We start from the raw sequence: 20,031 nt of genomic DNA, 5'->3' as shown, positions 1-20,031 counted from the left end.
TTTTTAATGTGTTTTTTCAATTTGTGTGCCAGTACCGACTACTAGCTCTAACAGCCAATCAAAGCCTTTTTCCTTTCTATTACTGTCCAAAAGCGAGAGAATACGTCCGAAAACGGACACGGAATTTAGGCTTCCAATGAGTGTTGCCACTTGTTAAATCTCTTCTTAAATTCACGCTAAATCTATTGTTGAATTCACTGAATTTCATTTGCAAATAGTCCTTTCCTATTCTTTTTTCTTCTATACAACAAGGGTTTCCTGTTCTCAACTGAAAGGATTACATCTCAAAAATAACACCCCTATAATCCCCTCAAGGGGATAGTTCTCACAGATTTATTTTTGTTGCAAATAATTTGTTAAATAGCTATTTGTAAATTACTAGCAAAAAATCAACCTTCAGTCAAGATCAATTCCGTGCGACTCCCCCCTTGAGGGGGGTTGGGGGGTGTTAGTTATTAACTTGAATCTGACTCGCCTTAAAAACAATTTACAGATTTAACCTTTTTGGTAATTTCAAACTTTGAAAACGCTATTACGGCAGACTATTCATCTTTTAAAGTGTCTGCTGGGTTAATTTGTAAAGATTTAATGGTTTGGAAGCTGATGGTGATCCAAGCAATACCTAAGGCTGCTGCTCCTGCTCCAGCAAAATAGTACCAGGCAGGTTCAATGCTATAAGCAAAACCCTGTAGCCAGCTATGCGCTGCCCAATAGCTGATAGGTAAAGCAATCACAATAGCTATCAATACGATTTTAGTAAAATCGGCCGATAAAAGCTTTACAATTTGTAATCCTCCAGCCCCTAAAATCTTCCTGATGCCAATCTCTTTTTGTCTGCGTTCTGCAGTGAAAGCTGCCAGTCCGAACAAACCTAAACAGGAGATAATAATAGCTATTCCAGCAAAATATCGAGACAGTAGAGATACTCTTTGTTCTGCCTCATATTGCGCCTGATAGTTACTATCGAGAAATTCATAATTCAATGTGAAACCAGGATTGAAGTCTTTATACAATGATTGTATCCCCTGAATCACTTCATCCGGTCTACCTGCTTGCATCTTTACGAAAATGCTTAGCATGAAGCTTTTATCAAAATGGAAGAGCATAGGAGAAACCTCCTCATGTAAAGAGGAGAAATGAAAATCCTTTACCACACCGATGATTTGTTTTTCTTTTCCCCACATGGTCACCGTCTTGCCAATCGGATCTTCCAGGCCCATTACCTTAATAGCGGCTTCATTAAATATGATCTTTTCTTCTTCCGCTCCGAATTTTTCTGAGAAACTCCTTCCCTCTTTCATTTCTATGCCTAATGTTTCAATCAATCCGTAGTATGCTCTAGCCTGCTCAAATAATATATTGCTGTCGGGATCCTTTCCCTGCCAAGTAACACCTGTGGTAGAAGCACCACTTTTCACTATTGAGTGTGTTGTTGCTGAAGCATTCTCCACACCGGGAACCTCCTTTAATTGATTAATGAAGGGTTCCAGTCGATTAGCTACTGCTCCTTCAATTGGAAATTTTATCACATGATGGCGATCATAGCCAAGATTTTTATCCTGTACATATTCAATTTGCTTGTATACAACCCAAACTGACACCAAGAGAATGATGGAAATCACAAACTGAAAAACTACTAATCCCTTTCTCGTCCATAATTCGCCAGTAGATGTGGTCAATTTGCCTTTCAAAATGCTTACAGGCTTAAAACCAGAAAGGTATAGAGCGGGATAGCTGCCCGCCACCAAACCAGTAAAGAGCGTGATGAGTATCGTAGCTAACAGTAAATTGCTACTCAGCTCCAGACTTAGTTGCTTTCCGGTGATTGCGTTAAATTGTGGTAGTAATAGAAATACCAGCAAATAGGCCACACCTAATGAAATGACGGTCATGCTGACTGATTCTCCAAGATGCTGAAAAACCAAGTGCCTTCTACTGGCTCCCATGGTTTTCTTCACTCCTATTTCTTTCAGTCGCCTGGAGGCTCTAGCTGTACTTAAATTCATAAAATTGATACAAGCAATAGCCAATACAAATATGGCAATGATAGCGAACATTCTCACGTAGGTTATCCTACCTCCTACTTCCTGCCCATTCTCAAAATTTCCATGCAAATACCTGCTTGAATATTGCTTAAAAAAGGGCTCTACATTTGTATTGGGTACTTTTTCTTTAATTATAGAACTTACTTTATTGTTAACCGCTGCCACATCTGTCCCTTCTACCAATTGCACATGCGTCAGCGCAATATAATTACCCCAATGATTTCGTTCTGGGCCCATCAAATCATCAATAAAAACCGAGAAAGGGAGCACAAATTCGAAAGATTCTGTACTACTCTTCGGAAAGTCTTGAATTACTCCTGAAACTTTGACTTGACCCTTAAATTTCAAAATCTGCCACCCCAGGCTTTCGCCCATCACATCAGTGGTGCCGAATAGCCTTTTCGCTAAGGATTCGGTCAACACAATGCCGCTCTTGTCTGATAAAGCCGTCTCAGGATTTCCTCTTAAAAATGGAAATGAGAAAAGTTGAAAATATTCATCTCCAGAGAATTTCCCTCTTGCCTTCATTTTGTCTTCCCCTACTGATAATGAAAAACCTTCACCAAATTCATCTGTGTCAGTATCTTCCACCGCTGTGAGAACCTCAGGTATTTCCTCCTCCAAAGCATCTGCAAGTAGTGCCGGTACATTGGGAGCAGAACGAATTTCTCCATTTTCTTCATGGTGCATATATATCTGATAAAGCTGGTCATCCTTCTCATGAAATTTATCCATCGAGAGTTCATCATTCACCCATAAATAAATGAGAAGGGCACAAGCCATACCTGTGGAGAGTCCTAAAAGATTAATGAAAAAAGTACTTTTGAATCGCTTGAAGTTGCGATAGATGATCAATAGGTTATGTTTGAACATTGTCAGTGTTTTTATTAAAAAATTTCCTTAATTGTTTTTCCAATTAAGGTGCCATAGTATAAAAAGTACCCATAAGAGTTGAAAATGAAGACTTTGGGATAATGAATGTTCAAATTTGCAATGGTAACGCCCGATTTCGGGCATTCTACACTTTTAAAATAATACCACTCAGGTTCAATACTATAAGCAAAGCCTTGCAACCAGCTTTGCGCTGCCCAATAGCTGATAGGTAAAGCAATCACAATAGCGATCACTACTATTTTAGTAAAATCGGCCGATAAAAGCTTTACAATCTGAAATCCCCCAGCCCCTAATATTTTCCTGATGCCAATTTCCTTTTATCTGCGCTCCATTAGCATCTATACCCGAAATAGTAATCCAAGTACTTTCAAATCCATTTGGAGCAAAAGAAACTAAATTTTTCAGGTAATATTCTACAGTGTCGAAACTGAAAAAATGAGATGGGTACAAAGAAATCTTTTTTGATTGTATACTCAGTAAATCGCCGATTTCGAAAATACATTGACCAATATTTGAAGCACCTGCTTTAGCGCTGCAAGCATCTAAAAGTACATCACCTTTATTATCGTATAAATATATACTGTCATCCTATTCAATTTTAATGTATTCTCAAACAATTTCCGGACACACTCGCATAGAATGGATTAATGCCACTATCATATTAAAAAGTATTTAATTCTTAATATTATTAAGTGGATTTACTGTTGAAACCTTAATTGAGTGACCAATTACAACAAATGCAGCGATTGTAATGGAAAATAAGCCGGCAACAATAAAGGTAAATATTCCCATGTTAAATTGATATGAAAAGCTTTGCAACCATCTACTAAATACAATATAAGCAAAGGGGATGGAAATTACATACCCTAATAGTACTGGTCTTACAAATTTATTCATAAAAACACGAACAATGTCAGTTGTTCCAGCTCCTAATACCTTTCTAATGGAAACTTCATTTTTTATATTTTCTGCTAGGAACATGGACAAACCAAATAAGCCAATACTGGCTAGTATTATTGCTACAAGGGTCAGTATATTTATTAAAAACCCGAGCTTTATCTCCGTTTTATATAACTTATTGTAGGCATCATCAAGAAAGAAAAATGAAAAAGGTTCTTTATTACCGACAACTCTTTCCCAGATATTCTCTAAGTCACTAAGTGTTTGGCTCATATTATCACTTTTTACTTTGATAGACAGAAATCTTTCGTAATTAGTAATTGTTAAACACACGGGTTCTATCTTATTCTTCAAAGAACCATAATGAAAATTCTTCACTACCCCGATTACAAATCCTGACTTTTTCATACGAGGATATTCGATTCTCTTACCTATCGGATTTTCCCAACCAAATTTGTCAGCTAATTCCTGATTTACTATAAATGCCTCTGTGGAATCAGTGGAAAACTCTTTACTAAAGTCTCTGCCTAGAATGATTTCTAACCCGAGAGTATTGATGAAATTATAATCGACCCACACAATTCTCACCCCCTCTCGAATCATTTCATCATTTTCTCCTTGTCTCGATATTCCGTTGATCATGAACTCTCCTCCCGGTACTTCAGTTGCACCGCTAACATTCACTACAGCTGGTAGTTTACTCGATAAAATCTTTAAATTATTTTTAGCATTTGATTCTTCTAACTGAGTTATGGGAAGGATTAGTACATTTTCTTTATCCAATCCTAGATCCTTGCTATTAACATAATTCAACTGCTGCATAATGATATAAGATCCTATTATTAAAAAACTGGATATACAAAATTGAAATAAAACCAATAGCCTTCTCACTCTAGGAATTGAACTTCCTGTATTTGTAAGAGACGACCTTATACCTACTATCGGACTTAAATTAGACAACACCTTTGCTGGATAGACTCCGGCAATACAACCTATAATTAGTGGCAGTAGAATCACACCAGTTACTAGATATGGATTATTAAAAATATCCATAAACTCCAGAGATTTACCTATTGTAGCATTGAATTTAGGTAAAACTAATTGCACCAGAAAAACACCAATAATTAGTGCAATAGAACTTATCAATGTAGCTTCTCCAACTAACTGGCCATATATATCTCCTTTTTCTGCTCCATATATCTTTTTAAGAGATATCTCCTTATGTCGTTTTGTTGAATGAGCTATTACTAAATTAGCATAATTTGAAGCAGCAATTAAAATTATAAAAAACAGTAAAGGAACCAACATATAAATATATACTATATCTCCATTGACCTCTAATTCACGTATTGATTGAGAGTATAAATGAATATCTGTAACAAGATTAGCTTGATACGAAATCTTGGAATCATTATTAGTTTGAGCATCTAATAATGGTTTCATAGAAGTTTGTATTGCAGTGGCAATATCATCTGCGTTAATATTGCCTTGAGCTAGTACATACGTATAAACACTATTTCTACTCCAGTTTAGAAATCTATCACCTTCCGTGGCTATCATCGTTTCCATAGATATAAGAATATCAAAATGAAAGTGTGAATTTTCTGGCATCTCTTTAATGACAGCTGTTACTTTATTTTCTCCATATCTTCCGCAATACATTACCTGACCAATAGGATCTTCATCTCCAAAAACTTTCTTCGCTATATTTTCTGTAATTACAACTGTATTTGGTGCAATTAATGCCTGATTTAAATCTCCAGAAACCGCTTTATATGAAAAAACATCAAAAAAAGTCTTATCCACTATAGCAATCTCTTCTTCTCTAAAACTCTTGTTTCCAAATCTTATAGTTTGTTCAGTGGGACTTTGAAGTACTCGAGTTCCCGTTTTCAACCGCGGAATATTTCCAATCAAGTATGGAAATAAATTTGTTGTGGTAGTTACCCAATACTGACTTTCACCCGTTTCTGCCAAAACATCTTTTTCTATTCTATATATGTTTTCTGCATTGTTATGGAATCTATCATAGCTTAGCTCAGATTGAATAAAAAGTAAAATCAGGATGGAAGCACCAATCCCTATCGACAGTCCGAACAAGTTTAGTATGTTTACAAACTTATCATTTTGTAGTCGTCTTATTAAAAACTTCAGATTGTGTAATTTCATTTTTTCTAGTGTTGATTGAAAGCTCGTATTCTATTAAACACATGTAAATCGTTGATAGTGATTTATATTTTTTGTCAAAAAATTGGCAACTAGTTTCTTATTATCGAAGATAAAAAAATAATTCCCAGGAAATATTTTTACTTCTAAATTGAAAATCGATTCTTTCCCACTCGATTTGGCCTGCTCAAGAGTAACATTTTCATCTTCTCCAATACCGACAAATAAAGGAACTTTCAAAGGTTCACTTTTTGTAAAGCAATACTCTTCAATAGCTTGAAAATTAGCTCTACTCATCCTTTAAAACTTTAGCGGGGTTTCTGTTGGCGGCTTTCCATGTATGTAGGGCAACAATACTGATGCTTAAAAGCAAAGCGATTACACCCGATATCAAGTAAATCCAGATAGGCATTTCAATTTTAAATTGGAAATCATTTAACCAGTTGCTGATAAAATACCAAGCCGGATAAACAGCCAAAAGAAATGCCAAGCCGATAAGGACCACATACTCCTTTGAAATTAAAACAAGGATATTGGACAGTGAAGCACCCATAACTTTTCGAATGCTAATTTCTTTGGTTCGCTGTGCAATCGTAAAAGAAGCCAAACCAAATAAGCCGAGGCAACTGATCAAAATGGCGATCACTGTTGAAAAAAGCAGCACCTTTCTCAATCGGACTTCACTTAGGTAAAAATTCTCGACCGTCTCATCCAAAAATTGAAACTCTCTAGTTTCATTTGGATAGATTTTGTCATAAGCATCCTGCATAGCATCTACATTAGCTTTTAGATTTACTTTTGGAGCTAACTTGGCATTTACTGTAAATAAATTTCTATCATCATAGCCCATTATCATAGGTCTGATGGCTTGATGAAGCGACTGAGTGTGTATATTCGGAATTACTCCTACAACAGAAAGAAATGTACTGTCATAGTCTAACTGCTTACCCAATGCCTCACTAGCATTTTCTACACCTAGCTTATCAAGGGCAGCCTCGTTAATGACAATTTCAGATTGATCTAATGTATAATTTCTTCCTGCTAAAATCGGAACTTCATACAAGGGCAGATAACTGGTATCAGCAGTTTTAAATTGCATGCTTACTTCTTCAGGAGCACCATTTAAATCATGTTCGACCGTGCTAGTCCACAATGATCCAGAAATCATCATATCGCTGCTTAAGCTGACTTTTTCCACTCCAGCAATTGCTTCCAATTCGTTTTTAAGTAATTTGGTTTTGTCTAGGGTTCCCTGGAAGGGTGTAGAAATATGCAAGACCGCTTCTTTATTGAAGCCAATACTCTTGTTCAAAAGAAAATCAATCTGAGAATTGATAGCTAATACTACGATGATAAAAGCAATGGAAGATCCAAACTGGAAAACAATCAGATTTTTCCTCAAGAAGTATTGAAAATTAGACTTCCTCTGCCCTATTCCTTTTTCCTTTATTGCTTTTATTGGGCTATAGCCAGAAAGAATCATGGAGGGATAAAAACCAGACAAGAGCAACACCACGATAGAAAGTACGATCAAAAATAGGGCATTGTTGATATTCCAATAATCGAATTTAAAATCTGCAGGAAGAACCTCTTGAAAGTACGATGTGGCCAACTGACTTAGTAATGCAGCGCCAATAACTGCTAACAGAATAATAACATAGGTTTCTACCAAAAATTGACTAATCAACTGTTTTCTAGAGCTACCCAATGTTTTTCTAACTCCAACTTCTTTCGATCTCAATTTAGCCTGAGCAGTTTCCAGGTTTATAAAATTGATACAGGCAATAAATAGAATAAAGAAACCAATAATAATCAAGCCATTCAAAGTGCTTCTATCAGCTGAATTCCCACTGAATGTATCCGAAAAATGTAAATCCTCAAATGACTCAAATTCAAAATTAGTAGTCCAGTTCCCATCAGCCTCTACGAATTTTTCTTTAATCGCAAGCAGCTCATCCTCTGCTTTCTCCCTCTGATTTGCCGCAAGCTTGACAAAAAGCTGAGCATTTGAACTTACGGAACCCCAATCATCTACATTCCTCTTTGCCCTAATTTCTTTATTGCTCAATAGTGTCTCATAGGATATGAAATCCGTAAAAATCAAATCCGTTTTATGCTTTACGTCCTCCACTATTCCACTCACCATTACTCGTAAGGTATCGGAATAGACTAACTCCTTACCCAAAATCTCATCTATAGGCTGCTCACCAAAATATTTTTTAGCAACTGAATTTGTTAGGACAACCGCATTAGGTTGATCTAAAGCACTAGAAGGAGAACCTGCTAACCAATCATATTGGAAAAGCGAAAAGTATTTTTCATCAGCAAAAACCACCTTCGTACTGATTCCAAAGTTTTCAGTTTCATCCGCTGACTCCACCAAAAATCTGTAAGCACTAAAAATAGGAACTACTTCTTCAGCTGCAGACATTTCATTTCGAACAGCTTCTACTAGCGGAATTGGAGTTCCCGGATTAGGCCACTCCTCCTCTCCATTACCCGTTACAGAGGTGATTCTATAAATTCGATCGCGGTCTTTCTGATGAGTATCGAAGCTGTATTCATAGCTCACCAAGTTATATACAACAAAGCAAGCTGCTATCCCAATGGAAAGTCCAATGACGTGAATGAATGACCTAAGTCCAAACTTTCTAATATTTCTGAATGCTATTTTTAAATGATTTTTCAACATAAGATCATTTTTTGGAGACACATACTATTTTCTACTCACTTTTCAACACCTTAGCAGGATTACTCAATGCCACTTTAATGGAATGATAAGCAACCGTGATCCAGGCAATAACAAAAGCCGCTATTCCGGATAGCGCAAACAATTCCCATCCAATTGAGATTCTGTAGGTATAACTTTCCAGCCAGCTTGAAATGCCCCACCATGCCAATGGCACAGCAATAAGGAAAGCGATCACTACCAGTTTTGAAAATTGCTTAGAAAGCATAAATACAATTCCATTAATGCTTGCCCCCAGTACTTTTCTGATTCCAATTTCTTTGGTGCGCTGCTCTGCCATAAAGGAAGCTAAAGCAAATAGTCCCAAGCAGCCAATGAAAATGGCCAGCCCAGCAAAAACAGTGAAAATCTTACTTAAACGGATTTCAGAATTGTACATATCATTAAACTCCGCATCTAGGAAATCATAATTAAAGGGCAGGTTGGAGCCAAACTGATTCCACAGTGCTTCAATTCCTTTTATTGAGGATTGAAGATCATCCGTATCTAATCGTACTGCCAGAATACTGCTGTTATCGCTTAGCATAAACGCTAATGGTCCTATATCATTTTTTAGTGACTCGTAATGGAAGTCCTTTACTACTCCTAAAACCTTATATTTATCGAAATTTTCAGTTGAAAACTGGCCGGTTTCCTGGTCAAAGGAGTTAGTCTGAATATAATTATCTGCGTTCCTATCCGTAAAGCCAAAAGCTCTAAAAGCTGCTTCATTAATAATTACTCCAGATGAGTCAGTTGATAGCTCTGCACTAAAGTTCCGACCATGTATAATTTCCATTTGATACGTCTGCAAATACTGATGATCAACGGACCAGATTTGTGTACTGACCAGGTTATCTTCAGTTGGCTGTTCTCCTTCACGCCAAAAGGTATTATCACTTCGATTGTAGCCACTCACAGGTAAAAATCCACTGTAAGAAGCATCCTCAACATTAGGAAGTTTCTGTACTTCCTTTTTAAAGGATTGCCGCTGCTCATCAAGCATATAAGCATCATTGACAAGTAAAACTCGCTCCTTTTTAAAGCCTAATTCCTTATTTTGAATAAAGTTGATTTGTTGATAAATCGCGATGGTTCCAATGATCAACAGAATACTTATAAAAAACTGAAACACTACTAAGCCGCTTCTAATAAAAGCATTACCAGAACCTAATGACACCTTTCCTTTTAACGTTTCTACTGGTTTAAAAGAACTCAAATAAAATGCTGGGTAAAGCCCGGCTAAGAGCCCAACAAACAAGGCCAGCACAAACAAGCCCCCTATAAATAGCAAATTGACATCAGGCATTACTAAAGTCTTACCAGTAATATTATTGAAAACTGGCAAAACCAAGATAACTAACAATATACCCACTAAGAAGGATATAAAACTCACCATCGTAGACTCCACTAGAAACTGTCTAATCAAATTTAATTTTCTAGAGCCTAAGGCCTTCCTTACCCCTATTTCCTTGGAACGATTGGATGAACGAGCAGTAGATAAGTTCATAAAATTAATACAGGCCAAAATGATGATGAAAATGGCAATAGCTCCAAAAAGATAAATGTAGTCCTTATTCCCCATCAACCCGATATCTATTGTAAAATCGGAATTCAAATAGACGTCTTTGAGTGCTGTAACTTCAACTACATAATAATTTCCAAGGGCCTCAAGCTCCTGTAAGCTTTTCCCCATAAACCTCATGATTTCCGGTTCTAAATACACATTTACTGCCTTATTAATTTTGGACCGCAACACCTTAGGATCGACATCAGGACCGACTGTAAAATAGGTGTAAAAATTATTACTGGTAAAGGAGGTATTTTGGGCTCGGCTTAGGTTAGCCATTGACATCAAAAAATCTGCTTGAAAATGGGAATTTGACGGAAAATCCTTAAAAACCCCTGTAATCATGTACGTTTCTTCTCCATCTAAAATCAAAGATTTATTTATGGCGCTTTGATTAGGGAAGTACTTATTTGCCATCCGCTTACTTATCGCTATAGTATTTGGACCGCTAAACTGGCTTTCTGGTTTTCCTTCTAAAAGTGGAAAGCTAAACACCTTGAAAAATCCCGAATCAACGAACATCAGTCCTTCTTCTTTGAAGGACTCGTCCGAATCAGCACGTTTGACCAGATAGGACCCTACCGTTCTGATTCTTACTGCTTGATTCACCTCAGGTATTTCAGTATTTAACAGGGAAGCTAAAGGAGCCGGTGTAAAGGGAAAACTGGCTTCATTGTCCCCAATCTTTAAGTCTCTAGTCGCCCTAAAAATGCGATTTTCATGAAATTCATCGTATGAGAGTTCATTTGAAACATACAAGAAAATCAGCATGCTACAGGCTACACCTACTGATAACCCCGTAATATTGATAATGGAATAGAGCTTATTCTTGATAAGGTTCCTCCAGGCAATTTTTAGATAGTTTTTGAACATGTTTTCACAATTTTAGATGGGTCGTAAATTTCCGTTATTCACTTCTCAGTGACTCTACCGGGTTAATCCTCAAAGCCTTATACACCTGACTTCCAATTGTTAAGGCCACAATCACAAGTACCAATACAAATCCTAATGCAAGCGTTGCAAATCCAAAATCTACTCGGTAGGCATTATTTTGCAACCACATATTATTGACGAAGTAGGCGAGCGGTCCGGCTATCAGGTAAGAGATCCCGATCAATACTAAAAAGCTCTTGGTCACGGTTTTGGTGATATCAAAAGCTGCAGCTCCTAAAGTTTTTCTGATGCCTATTTCTTTGGTTTTATTCTGAATATGGAAGATTACCATCCCTAATAAGCCCAAGCAAGCTAGTGAGACGACAATGAGGGTGACATATCCTAAAATCGCTAAGATGGCAGTATAATGGCCATAACTCAAACTCATATCATCCTCGAAATAGGTATAATTGAAGGGTCTGTTAGTATGTTTTTTCCACCCTGCCTCAAGTTGAGCCAGTGTTTGCTGCTCATTTTGATCTTGAATGGTCACGATCATACTGTTTACAGATGAGGGTTGATAGCGCAAACACATAGGCCCTATTTGTTCATCCATCCTTTCATAATGGAAGTCCTTTAAAACCCCAATCACTTCTAATTCTGTTTCATCTATTTGAATTAGCTGTCCCAAGGCTTCATCAAGGTTAGCATATCCCAATCTTTCTACTGCAGATTCATTGATGATGGTAAATCGTTCTTTCTTAGGCATGTTTTCCGGAAAGTCTCTGCCCGCCAAAAGCTCTAGATCCAGAGAATTCAAATAATTATCTCCTACACCAAAATAACTTATGAAAAAGCTATCTTCTGTTTCAGGAATTTGTACTTCGCCACCATTATTTCTTCCCAGAGCGGGTAAATGCGTGGTGGCTGAAATCGCTTGAACAGACGGAATTGACCTAAACTCATTTTTGATCTTTTCATAGTCCATCCCATCCAATTTCACATTGAGTATATTCTCAGTTTTAAAGCCATGATCAGTTGTTAAAACCATATTAAACTGCTGGTAAATGGTAATTATCGTCACCACAAAAAAGATGGTAAAAGCAAATTGAGTCACTACCAGCACCTTTTTAATGCTGAATCGGGCAATTCCAATTCTCTTTCCTAAATTCTCAAGATTAATAGATTTTTTCAGTGCCACCAATGCATTGGTAGTGGAAAAGAAGATAGCGGGTACGATTCCGGCAATCAATCCCGTGAAGCCGGCAAAGCCTACATACCATAAGTAGAGATAATTGACTTTATCAAACCTAATGGGTGCTCCCAGACTCACAAACATATTATTTAGGGCAGGATGAAGGTATTCGACCATCAATACAGCAAAACCAAAAGCGATGAGTGCGATTAGCAAAGCCTCCACCATAAATTGGAAAATAATATGTTTCTTCTCCGCGCCAATAACTTTTCTGACACCAATCTCTTTTGCACGATTCATCGCTCTGGCTGTGGTCAGATTAGCATAATTAAAACAAGCGGACATCAACACAATAATGGCTAATCCTAGTAATATGTAGATGATAAAAGAAGGTAAACCCACTCCCATCGTATTGCTTTTTAAGGGGCCCATTGCTATATTATCAAGACTCTGCAGTTTGAAGAAGTATTCAAATTCTCCCTCTTTTTCATAATTGGATTGAGCAGCGCTTAGAAAGAATTCGTTTAGACCATCTTCATCAAAGTCTTCAGAGGTTTTAATGTAAATATAGTTGTCGTAAATATTCGTCCAGCTGGTTAGAGGAGCCAATAAGAGGCTGTCCTTCTCCAAGCTTGGTAAAATTTGAGTAGATGCTAAAGCTTCGAAATTAAAATGAGACTTTCCGGGGAACTCCTCCAATACTCCAGTTACGATAAAATCACCAACTCCTTCCATCTGAATGCTTTCCCCTATTGGATCTGCATCAGTAAAGATCTTTTTCGCCAATTTATCGGTTAGGACAATGCTGTTGGGTAAAGTGAGTGCTTCTTCTGCGTTGCCTTTAGCCAAGGGAAAATTGAACATTTGCAGAAAATTATTATTTGCAAATAGACCTTCAAAGGGAATTTCCGCCTGGCTCCAAGTAGCTGTGCCCTCGAAATTCTTTTTTAATAGCGCCAATTGCTCTACTCCTGCTTGCTCTTTTAGCATTTCCGCTAAAGGATAGGCAGTAGTGGCGGTTTCCCATTCGTATTCCTTCAATTGAATACGATCAGTAACTACTCTGTAGATTCGATCTTCATCCGTATGAAAATTATCGTAGGTATATTGATCAGCAACAATGATAATAAGGAGTAAGCAGACCGTCATACTCACAGCAAGACCAAAAATATTAATGAATGAGATCGTTTTGTTTCTCAAAATATTACGGAAGGCGACTAAAAAGTAGTTTTTCAACATGGCTTTGTATTTTAAAGGCTAATAATGCAAATTCTCTTATACATGGAATTGCTCTCGGATATTCTCTGTGACCACTTTTCCATCAAATAAATTGATTACTCTGTGGGCGTAGTTTGAATCATGCGGGGAGTGCGTTACCATCACAATAGTGGTTCCTTCATTATTCAGTTGCTCCAATAGCTTCATTACTTCTTCACCATTGGCTGAATCCAAATTACCGGTTGGCTCATCGGCCAAGATCACATCGGGCTTGGCTACTATGGCTCTGCAAATGGCCACTCTTTGCTGCTGACCTCCAGAAAGTTGCTGTGGGAAATGATTTCTTCTGTGCATGATGTTCATGCGGGTCAGCACCTCTTCGACTTTGGTTTTTCGCTCAGAAGCAGGAACTTTCATGTACAACAATGGCAGTTCCACATTCTCAAAAACAGTCAACTCATCAATCAGATTGAAGCTCTGAAATACGAATCCTATAGATCCCTTTCTCAACTGCGCTCTTTGTCTTTCTGAATACTTAGAAACTTCGTGATCTACAAAGTGATAAGCTCCTTCGCTTGGATTATCCAGTAGCCCTAAAATATTAAGCAAGGTAGACTTCCCGCATCCTGAAGGACCCATAATGGCTACAAATTCCCCTTTTTTAATTTCAATATTAATCCCATCCAAAGCCGTAGTTTCCACTTCTTCTGTGGTGTATAATTTTTTCAGCTCTACCGTTTTAATTACATGATCCATATTCTTTCAAGTTTACAAGTTATCAAGTTGACATGTTTTCAAGTTAGCAGGTTGGCAAGTTGGCCTGTTCACAAGTTCGCATGTCTGTTGTTTCTAATTTATTTATATAATCTATTTCCTAATTACATTTCCCATTTCTCCCATCATCCCACTTCCATCTATACCTATACTTCATGCCCAAAAAATAACCTTTGGTTATTTTCTTTTGTGTTCTCTTGTCTCTTTTGTGGTAGAAGTTTCCTACGACTGTGCATATTCACAAACATTACTTTTTAACCACGACTTGTCCCGCATTTATCGGGAAAAGAATCAAAACCTGCCTGCCGGCAGGCAGGGAAAACAAAAGATTTTTTTCGCTAAAGCGAAAAACACATCCCTCATCCATCATCCTGCTTCTAACTTCGTGCTTCCAACTTCCATCTTCTAGCCAAATCCGGTCCGACCTTCGGTACTGACCTATGTGGTATCACCCAACTTCCTTTTCCATTCGCAGCCACCAGTCCCCCCTTTGGGGTCTAGGGGCTATTTCATCCATCACCCTACACCCATCATCCATCATCCTACTCCAAGCTCAGCTTCTCATTATCCCCATAATTATCATATCCTGACACAATCACTCGATCTCCTGCCTCCAGGCCTTCCATCACTTCATAGTAATCCGTATTTTTGCGGCCCAATCTGATCGCTTTCTTATAAGCCACCGAAGCATCTCCCTCACTAATCACATAAGCCCAATTACCGCCTGTATCTTTGTAAAAGCCGCCTACCGGAAGGAGCAAGGTCTCTTCAGTAGCGCCTAATTCCAGCTTAATTCTGATGGTCTGGCCTCTTTTGATTCCAGAAGGATGCTCCCCTTCGAAAACCATATCCACTTCAAATCTTCCATTGCTAATAGTAGGATAAATTTTATCAATAATAAGTTGATACTCAGCCCCTGAAAAAGTGAAACTTCCTTTCTGTCCGACATCTACTCTAGGTAAATACAATTCGTCTATGCCTACTCGTACCTTATAATTATTCATCACATCAATTTGGCCGAGTCGCTGACCTGAAACTACTGACTGTCCTACTTCCAATTGCGGAGTGGAGAGCTGACCGTTTCTGGTGGCTTTGAGGGTTAAATTATTAAGGATATTCCCAACCGCATCTAGGCTGCGTTGCATTCTTGATTCTGAATTAGCCAATTGGCGTAATTGATACACTCTGGCTATGGAATCATTCTTATAGCTTTTATAAGTTAATTCTCTTCTTCTTCGATTGTATTCGTATTCTTCCTTCACTTGCTCAAATTCTCTTTCAGAGATCAACTTACTTTCATAAAGGGTATTGAATCGTGAATACTGAGGCTTTAATAATTTCAACTGATAGTCAATTTCAGCTAATTGTGCTTGCTGGCTTAAATCGTTTTGATCTAAAAGCAATCGGGTTTGTCTTAAATTATTGATTTGCTCATAGAGCTGAGTTTCACGCTGCATGACTTCCAACTGAAGATTAGAATTGGTTAAGGTCAAAATGGTATCGCCCTTTTCCACTTCTGCTCCTGACTCGCGAGTAATTTCCGCAATAATCCCTCCTTCTATGGCATCGAGATAAAAAGTTTGGCCCGGCTCAATATTGCCCGTCACCGGAATGAAATCCTTGAACTCACCCATTTGCACAGTGGCAATGCTCAATCGGTCTTTATCTACATTAAGCGTGGAGCGGTTATCAGCAAAAAGCAATTGGTACACAATGAGGCTCAACACGAGCACTCCTCCCCCAATCATTAGTAACCTTTTTGTCGTCCACTTTTTTCGTACAATTTTCTTATCCATCTAATTTTTGTAATAATGCAAACTCACATTTACCAACTCTGTGCCAAGTATCATAAAAGAAGCTTGAATAGCATTTAAAGGCAAAAATCAGGATATACCTGCGTTCATAATAGCACGCGAACGTCCGAAATCGGACGTGGTGGTTTTGCGGAAATACCTTAGATAATATTCAAGACTGAAATCATTAGATTGAGAGCAAAATAACTAAGCCTCACGCGGATCATGCCGGAAAGGGGTCACTTTAAGGACATTATAGAAGGGAAATACGCACTCTTGTGGCTACCATTATTTTTAAAACGATAAATAATCCTTTAGATTACTAGAAATACATAGCGCATACTATTAACTTTGATAACGATATCAGCCTGTTTTACGCAAGCTAAAAAAATTACATCCGAATAGCATAATTTGATTCAATGGACATAAAATTCATCAATAGGTCTGATAACAGTATAGAAATAGAAAGACCTCCAGGAGAAAAATTATTGAACTTCCTATATCATAATCTCATTGGAGAAAAATTATTTTTGCCGATAGCCAAGCAAAAATTTATTTCAGAATTGTACGGGAAAAGAATGGACAACCCCAGTTCTAAAAAAAGAATTGAACCCTTTGTGAAGTCTTTGAAGATCGATATGTCAGAGGCACAGAAACAAATGGGCGAATTTGAAACATTCAATGATTTCTTTTACAGAAAGTTAAAGCCAGGAGCTAGACCGATAGAAGAAGGATTGGTCTCGCCAGGAGATGGTAGACTTTTAGCATTTGAAAATATTTCTGTGCTATCCACTTTTTTCGTGAAGGGCAAAAAATTCACTTTAAAAGAATTTTTACGAAATGACACCTTAGCTGAAGAACACGCGAATTCATCAATGGTCATCTTGAGGCTAGCTCCCAACGACTACCATCGCTATCATTTCCCATATGATGGAGTTCCAACACAAGCTGAAGAAATAAAGGGCGTTTATTATTCGGTATCGCCTATTAGCGTAAAAGAAAAATTCACAGAAGTTTTTAATGAAAATAAAAAAGAGATCTGCAAATTAAAAACAACTGACCGAGGCGAAATTTTGATCATTCCAGTTGGAGCAACTATGGTCGGTAGTTTGAATTCAACATTTGAAGCTGATACATCGGTCAAAAAAGGAGAAGAAATGGGCTACTTTGCCTTTGGAGGTTCCACTGTCGTTTTGTTATTCAATTCCAATTCATTTGAATTGGACAAAGACTTAATTGAGAATACTAAAAACAAATTAGAGACCTACGTGAAAATGGGAGAAAAAATAGGGACCGCAATTTGAAAGTAACTGTTCTGCTTCTGTTAAAGTAATGTATGCATTTATGCTAACTCAATGCAAAGCAAGCGTTCAGCTATATCTCACTTTCAAAAAATTAGCGATTCTCATTTCAAACTTAGCATAAGGAGTAAAAATAGTATTTATAAAGCCTATTATTGCCGATACAAATAAGTTAGGGCAACATGCATCCACATTGATTTCCTGATCTCGAACGGTTATTTGAGCACCGATAAAAGAAGACTTTTGAACGATTATACTTTTTTGTGATTTAGACCCTAAAGTATAAACTGAGTAGCCTGAAAATTGAGTCTTTAAAATCTGGATCAATTCACTGAATTGAGGTAGTTGTGATCCTTGAACAATCATAATCTTTTCATTTCCTGATTGATTAAGATACAAATTAATATTGAATTGTTTCGATTTTCCAGTCATGCTGTGCCTTGTAGTCTTATTAGTGATCAGATGCACCTCTAACAATTCATTTCGAAAACTGAAGGTACACTTACAAAATACCAATCTGCAGGATTGTGAAATTTACAGACCGTGTTCCCGCCATGCTCTGCATGGTGGTCCTGATTGCCTACCTACAACATCAAATGAACATCTAACATGCCCTTTCCACCAGCATAATTATTTGCAGAAGAATAAAGATAATGATGTGGTTCTGCAACCTCACCACTGACTACTGGATTATGATGTATGTAATCTAAATTCCTTTGAATAGCATCATTTCTCCATAATTCTATTGGCTGGTTATGTTGCTGCCAAAACTGAATATCATTTTTGGTCGTTTTATTTCTTTTTGCAGCCAACTGCATAAACCAAAGATATCTTTCTCGCTTACTCTCTTGTGGATTGGTTTTAATTAACTCAATCAATTCCTTAGCTGTGGAACTTTTAAAACTTTGAAGCAATCTTTGTGGATTCTTTTCTTTTGCCCGAAATATGAGATGAACATGATTACTCATGATTATCCAAGCACCTAAAACCATCCCTTTTTCCTCAATACAAAACTTTAAATGCTTGACTATACAGTCTTTATATAACCTCCTTGTAAATACGCTTAACCAGAACACAGTTGCAAAGCTTACAAAATACCAGCCTATTGGATTGTGGAATTTATAATTTCTACTCATAGAAAATAAAACTATAAAAAAATTCTAGCTTATGCTGCCACCATGCAGAGCATGGCGGGAACGAAAGGGAAGGTGGTTAGGATTTGGCATTCTTGTGACAAAAGAGGCCGCGGCTGATTTTATAATTCTTTTTGAAATTCAGATTCTCCCTGAGTGACTATTGGGGTTTCCTGAGTGGTTTTGAGGGTTTTTTGGGTGTTGTTGGAGCCTTTTTGAATTTTTATTACTATTTTTCTGAATTTTCCAGTTTCTTCTTTAATCTTTTTTCTTGATAAAAAAGATAGAAAAAATCAAGAAAGTTTAAAGCTTCCTCGCGCAATGCCAACGCTGGCCCGCTAAACTTTCCTCCCTCCCGCTTTTCCGAGTGCCTCGGAAGTGGGGGTGTTAGTCCTTGTCTAGCATTAATATGGAAAACTGATTATCAATTTACTACTTTTCTAAAATATTCATCAAGTTCTGATTGCGGTGTAATTTAATAAAATGACTATCCTGATTTTAGTCTTTCCCACACTTCCCTATAAACCTATTCCGCAGTGGCAGAATCAGATTCTGGCCGAATGCCGAAAATCAATAGATATCCAATCATCCAGAATTCAGCTACGGAAGCAGGAATAGTGAGGTACTCTACCCATGAAGCGGATACACCACCATATCTAAAGAAGGCATTAAGCAAATAGCCGATTCCTCCGAGTATTAAAACTCTGCCTAACCATAGAGGCATTCCTTTTGAGCTAGTAATAATGAATCCCAAAGGGATCAGCCATAGCCCAAAAAACAGTGAACCAATACTCCACGACTTAGCACTCATTTTTGTTAATAAATCTACCAATAAAATTTTATCTTCCACTATGAGTTCAGAAGCCGCTACTGACATAGCGACCGCCATTGCAATTGCACTTAACATAATCACCATTGAATTTACGGTACCCCAAACCATAGTAGCTAAAGCAGCGGTTTGATTAATTTTTCTAAAAAGTTTATAAAACCATATTGCAGTAAGTGCTTGAAAAATTATGATAGCAAATTCTAGCAATAAGCGAATCCTGGCTGTTGATTCACTTTCCATCAAGTTCGTTAAGGTCTGCTGTGGGTCTGCTGTATAGACTTCTGAATGGAAGATAAGAAATCCGAAAATACCAGAAATAGCCATTAGCAAATACCAAATACCTGCCAGTCGTGCTGTATTTTTTAACTCATTATGGTTTGTAATCATCTCAGTTTAGTTATTGGTGGGAATTGAAATTGAATACTATTAAGATGCGCTAAATGACAATAAGTTGCATCAAATAAAGGAATTATATTGATTTAGTACTTCTTTAATCTGATTTCAAATGATCCAGCTATAAAGCTACTTTGAATAATTCTTGTTTTTCCTATTACTTAGTAATTGAGTAGATTTTTATATTCTCCTGAGAGACCTTGCAGCTTCCCTAGATGA

At 37.4% G+C, this 20,031-nt stretch carries 14 protein-coding genes; 1 reads left to right on the top strand and 13 read right to left on the bottom strand.

Translation table 11 applies throughout. The features are described 5' to 3' along the window. Nucleotides 1–542: 542 nt before the first annotated feature. The 10 genes from AAC601_RS02440 to AAC601_RS02395 all read right to left on the bottom strand — a co-directional run bounded on the left by AAC601_RS02440 (nucleotide 543) and on the right by AAC601_RS02395 (nucleotide 16,159). Nucleotides 543–2,918, bottom strand: coding sequence for an ABC transporter permease (locus AAC601_RS02440; protein WP_340152380.1), 2,376 nt, complete (start codon nucleotides 2,916–2,918; stop codon nucleotides 543–545). A 14-nt stretch (nucleotides 2,919–2,932) separates the two neighbouring features. Next, complete coding sequence (locus AAC601_RS02435; protein ID WP_340152379.1) at nucleotides 2,933–3,172, bottom strand: hypothetical protein; 240 nt, start codon at nucleotides 3,170–3,172, stop codon at nucleotides 2,933–2,935. A gap of 7 nt (nucleotides 3,173–3,179) precedes the next feature. Next, nucleotides 3,180–3,389, bottom strand: coding sequence for a hypothetical protein (locus AAC601_RS02430; protein WP_303268049.1), 210 nt, complete (start codon nucleotides 3,387–3,389; stop codon nucleotides 3,180–3,182). A 222-nt stretch (nucleotides 3,390–3,611) separates the two neighbouring features. After that, entirely contained in the window at nucleotides 3,612–6,008 is a 2,397-nt protein-coding gene (locus AAC601_RS02425; RefSeq protein ID WP_340152378.1) for an ABC transporter permease, read from the bottom strand. Between the two features lie 33 nt (nucleotides 6,009–6,041). Continuing rightward, nucleotides 6,042–6,302, bottom strand: a complete 261-nt coding sequence (locus AAC601_RS02420) for a hypothetical protein (RefSeq protein ID WP_303268047.1) — start codon at nucleotides 6,300–6,302, stop codon at nucleotides 6,042–6,044. After that, the gene (locus AAC601_RS02415; RefSeq protein ID WP_340152377.1) at nucleotides 6,295–8,697 is read right to left on the bottom strand and encodes an ABC transporter permease; all 2,403 of its coding nucleotides are present in this window, start codon (nucleotides 8,695–8,697) and stop codon (nucleotides 6,295–6,297) included. The genes AAC601_RS02420 and AAC601_RS02415 overlap by 8 nt, the downstream gene beginning before the upstream one ends. Nucleotides 8,698–8,728: 31 nt before the next feature. After that, nucleotides 8,729–11,176: an ABC transporter permease gene (locus AAC601_RS02410; RefSeq protein ID WP_340152376.1), complete on the bottom strand. Its 2,448-nt coding sequence runs from the start codon at nucleotides 11,174–11,176 to the stop codon at nucleotides 8,729–8,731. A 34-nt stretch (nucleotides 11,177–11,210) separates the two neighbouring features. Continuing rightward, nucleotides 11,211–13,610 carry an ABC transporter permease gene (locus AAC601_RS02405; protein ID WP_340152375.1) on the bottom strand — a complete coding sequence of 800 codons (2,400 nt, stop codon included), beginning with the start codon at nucleotides 13,608–13,610 and terminating at the stop codon, nucleotides 11,211–11,213. Between the two features lie 36 nt (nucleotides 13,611–13,646). Beyond that, nucleotides 13,647–14,345, bottom strand: a complete 699-nt coding sequence (locus AAC601_RS02400) for an ABC transporter ATP-binding protein (protein WP_303268043.1) — start codon at nucleotides 14,343–14,345, stop codon at nucleotides 13,647–13,649. Between the two features lie 560 nt (nucleotides 14,346–14,905). Further along, nucleotides 14,906–16,159, bottom strand: coding sequence for an HlyD family efflux transporter periplasmic adaptor subunit (locus AAC601_RS02395; RefSeq protein WP_340152374.1), 1,254 nt, complete (start codon nucleotides 16,157–16,159; stop codon nucleotides 14,906–14,908). Between the two features lie 416 nt (nucleotides 16,160–16,575). Here AAC601_RS02395 and asd point away from each other — a divergent pair, with 416 nt between their 5' ends. After that, complete coding sequence (gene asd / locus AAC601_RS02390) at nucleotides 16,576–17,460, top strand: archaetidylserine decarboxylase (protein ID WP_340152373.1); 885 nt, start codon at nucleotides 16,576–16,578, stop codon at nucleotides 17,458–17,460. 66 nt (nucleotides 17,461–17,526) lie between these two features. Here asd and AAC601_RS02385 read toward each other — a convergent pair whose 3' ends face one another. From AAC601_RS02385 to AAC601_RS02375, 3 genes are all read right to left on the bottom strand, one after another. Next, nucleotides 17,527–17,889 (bottom strand): hypothetical protein, encoded by a 363-nt coding sequence (locus tag AAC601_RS02385; protein ID WP_340152372.1) that lies wholly within the window; start codon nucleotides 17,887–17,889, stop codon nucleotides 17,527–17,529. Between the two features lie 152 nt (nucleotides 17,890–18,041). Next, nucleotides 18,042–18,593 (bottom strand): transposase, encoded by a 552-nt coding sequence (locus tag AAC601_RS02380; protein ID WP_340152371.1) that lies wholly within the window; start codon nucleotides 18,591–18,593, stop codon nucleotides 18,042–18,044. 523 nt (nucleotides 18,594–19,116) lie between these two features. After that, nucleotides 19,117–19,806: a DUF4386 domain-containing protein gene (locus AAC601_RS02375; protein ID WP_340152370.1), complete on the bottom strand. Its 690-nt coding sequence runs from the start codon at nucleotides 19,804–19,806 to the stop codon at nucleotides 19,117–19,119. Nucleotides 19,807–20,031 lie beyond the last annotated feature (225 nt).

Source organism: uncultured Marivirga sp., assembly GCF_963974845.1.
Classification (GTDB): domain Bacteria; phylum Bacteroidota; class Bacteroidia; order Cytophagales; family Cyclobacteriaceae; genus Marivirga; species Marivirga harenae.
This window is presented reverse-complemented; position numbering and strand designations above follow the sequence as displayed.

Bases quoted from the DNA above. Each gene is read 5' to 3' on its own strand.
- AAC601_RS02415 (WP_340152377.1), bottom strand. From the start codon at position 8,697: ATGTTGAAAAATCATTTAAAAATAGCATTCAGAAATATTAGAAAGTTT.
- AAC601_RS02410 (WP_340152376.1), bottom strand. From the start codon at position 11,176: ATGTTCAAAAACTATCTAAAAATTGCCTGGAGGAACCTTATCAAGAAT.
- AAC601_RS02385 (WP_340152372.1), bottom strand. From the start codon at position 17,889: ATGACTGGAAAATCGAAACAATTCAATATTAATTTGTATCTTAATCAA.
- asd (WP_340152373.1), top strand. From the start codon at position 16,576: ATGGACATAAAATTCATCAATAGGTCTGATAACAGTATAGAAATAGAA.
- AAC601_RS02375 (WP_340152370.1), bottom strand. From the start codon at position 19,806: ATGATTACAAACCATAATGAGTTAAAAAATACAGCACGACTGGCAGGT.
- AAC601_RS02420 (WP_303268047.1), bottom strand. From the start codon at position 6,302: ATGAGTAGAGCTAATTTTCAAGCTATTGAAGAGTATTGCTTTACAAAA.
- AAC601_RS02440 (WP_340152380.1), bottom strand. From the start codon at position 2,918: ATGTTCAAACATAACCTATTGATCATCTATCGCAACTTCAAGCGATTC.
- AAC601_RS02380 (WP_340152371.1), bottom strand. From the start codon at position 18,593: ATGAGTAGAAATTATAAATTCCACAATCCAATAGGCTGGTATTTTGTA.
- AAC601_RS02425 (WP_340152378.1), bottom strand. From the start codon at position 6,008: ATGAAATTACACAATCTGAAGTTTTTAATAAGACGACTACAAAATGAT.
- AAC601_RS02400 (WP_303268043.1), bottom strand. From the start codon at position 14,345: ATGGATCATGTAATTAAAACGGTAGAGCTGAAAAAATTATACACCACA.
- AAC601_RS02405 (WP_340152375.1), bottom strand. From the start codon at position 13,610: ATGTTGAAAAACTACTTTTTAGTCGCCTTCCGTAATATTTTGAGAAAC.
- AAC601_RS02395 (WP_340152374.1), bottom strand. From the start codon at position 16,159: ATGGATAAGAAAATTGTACGAAAAAAGTGGACGACAAAAAGGTTACTA.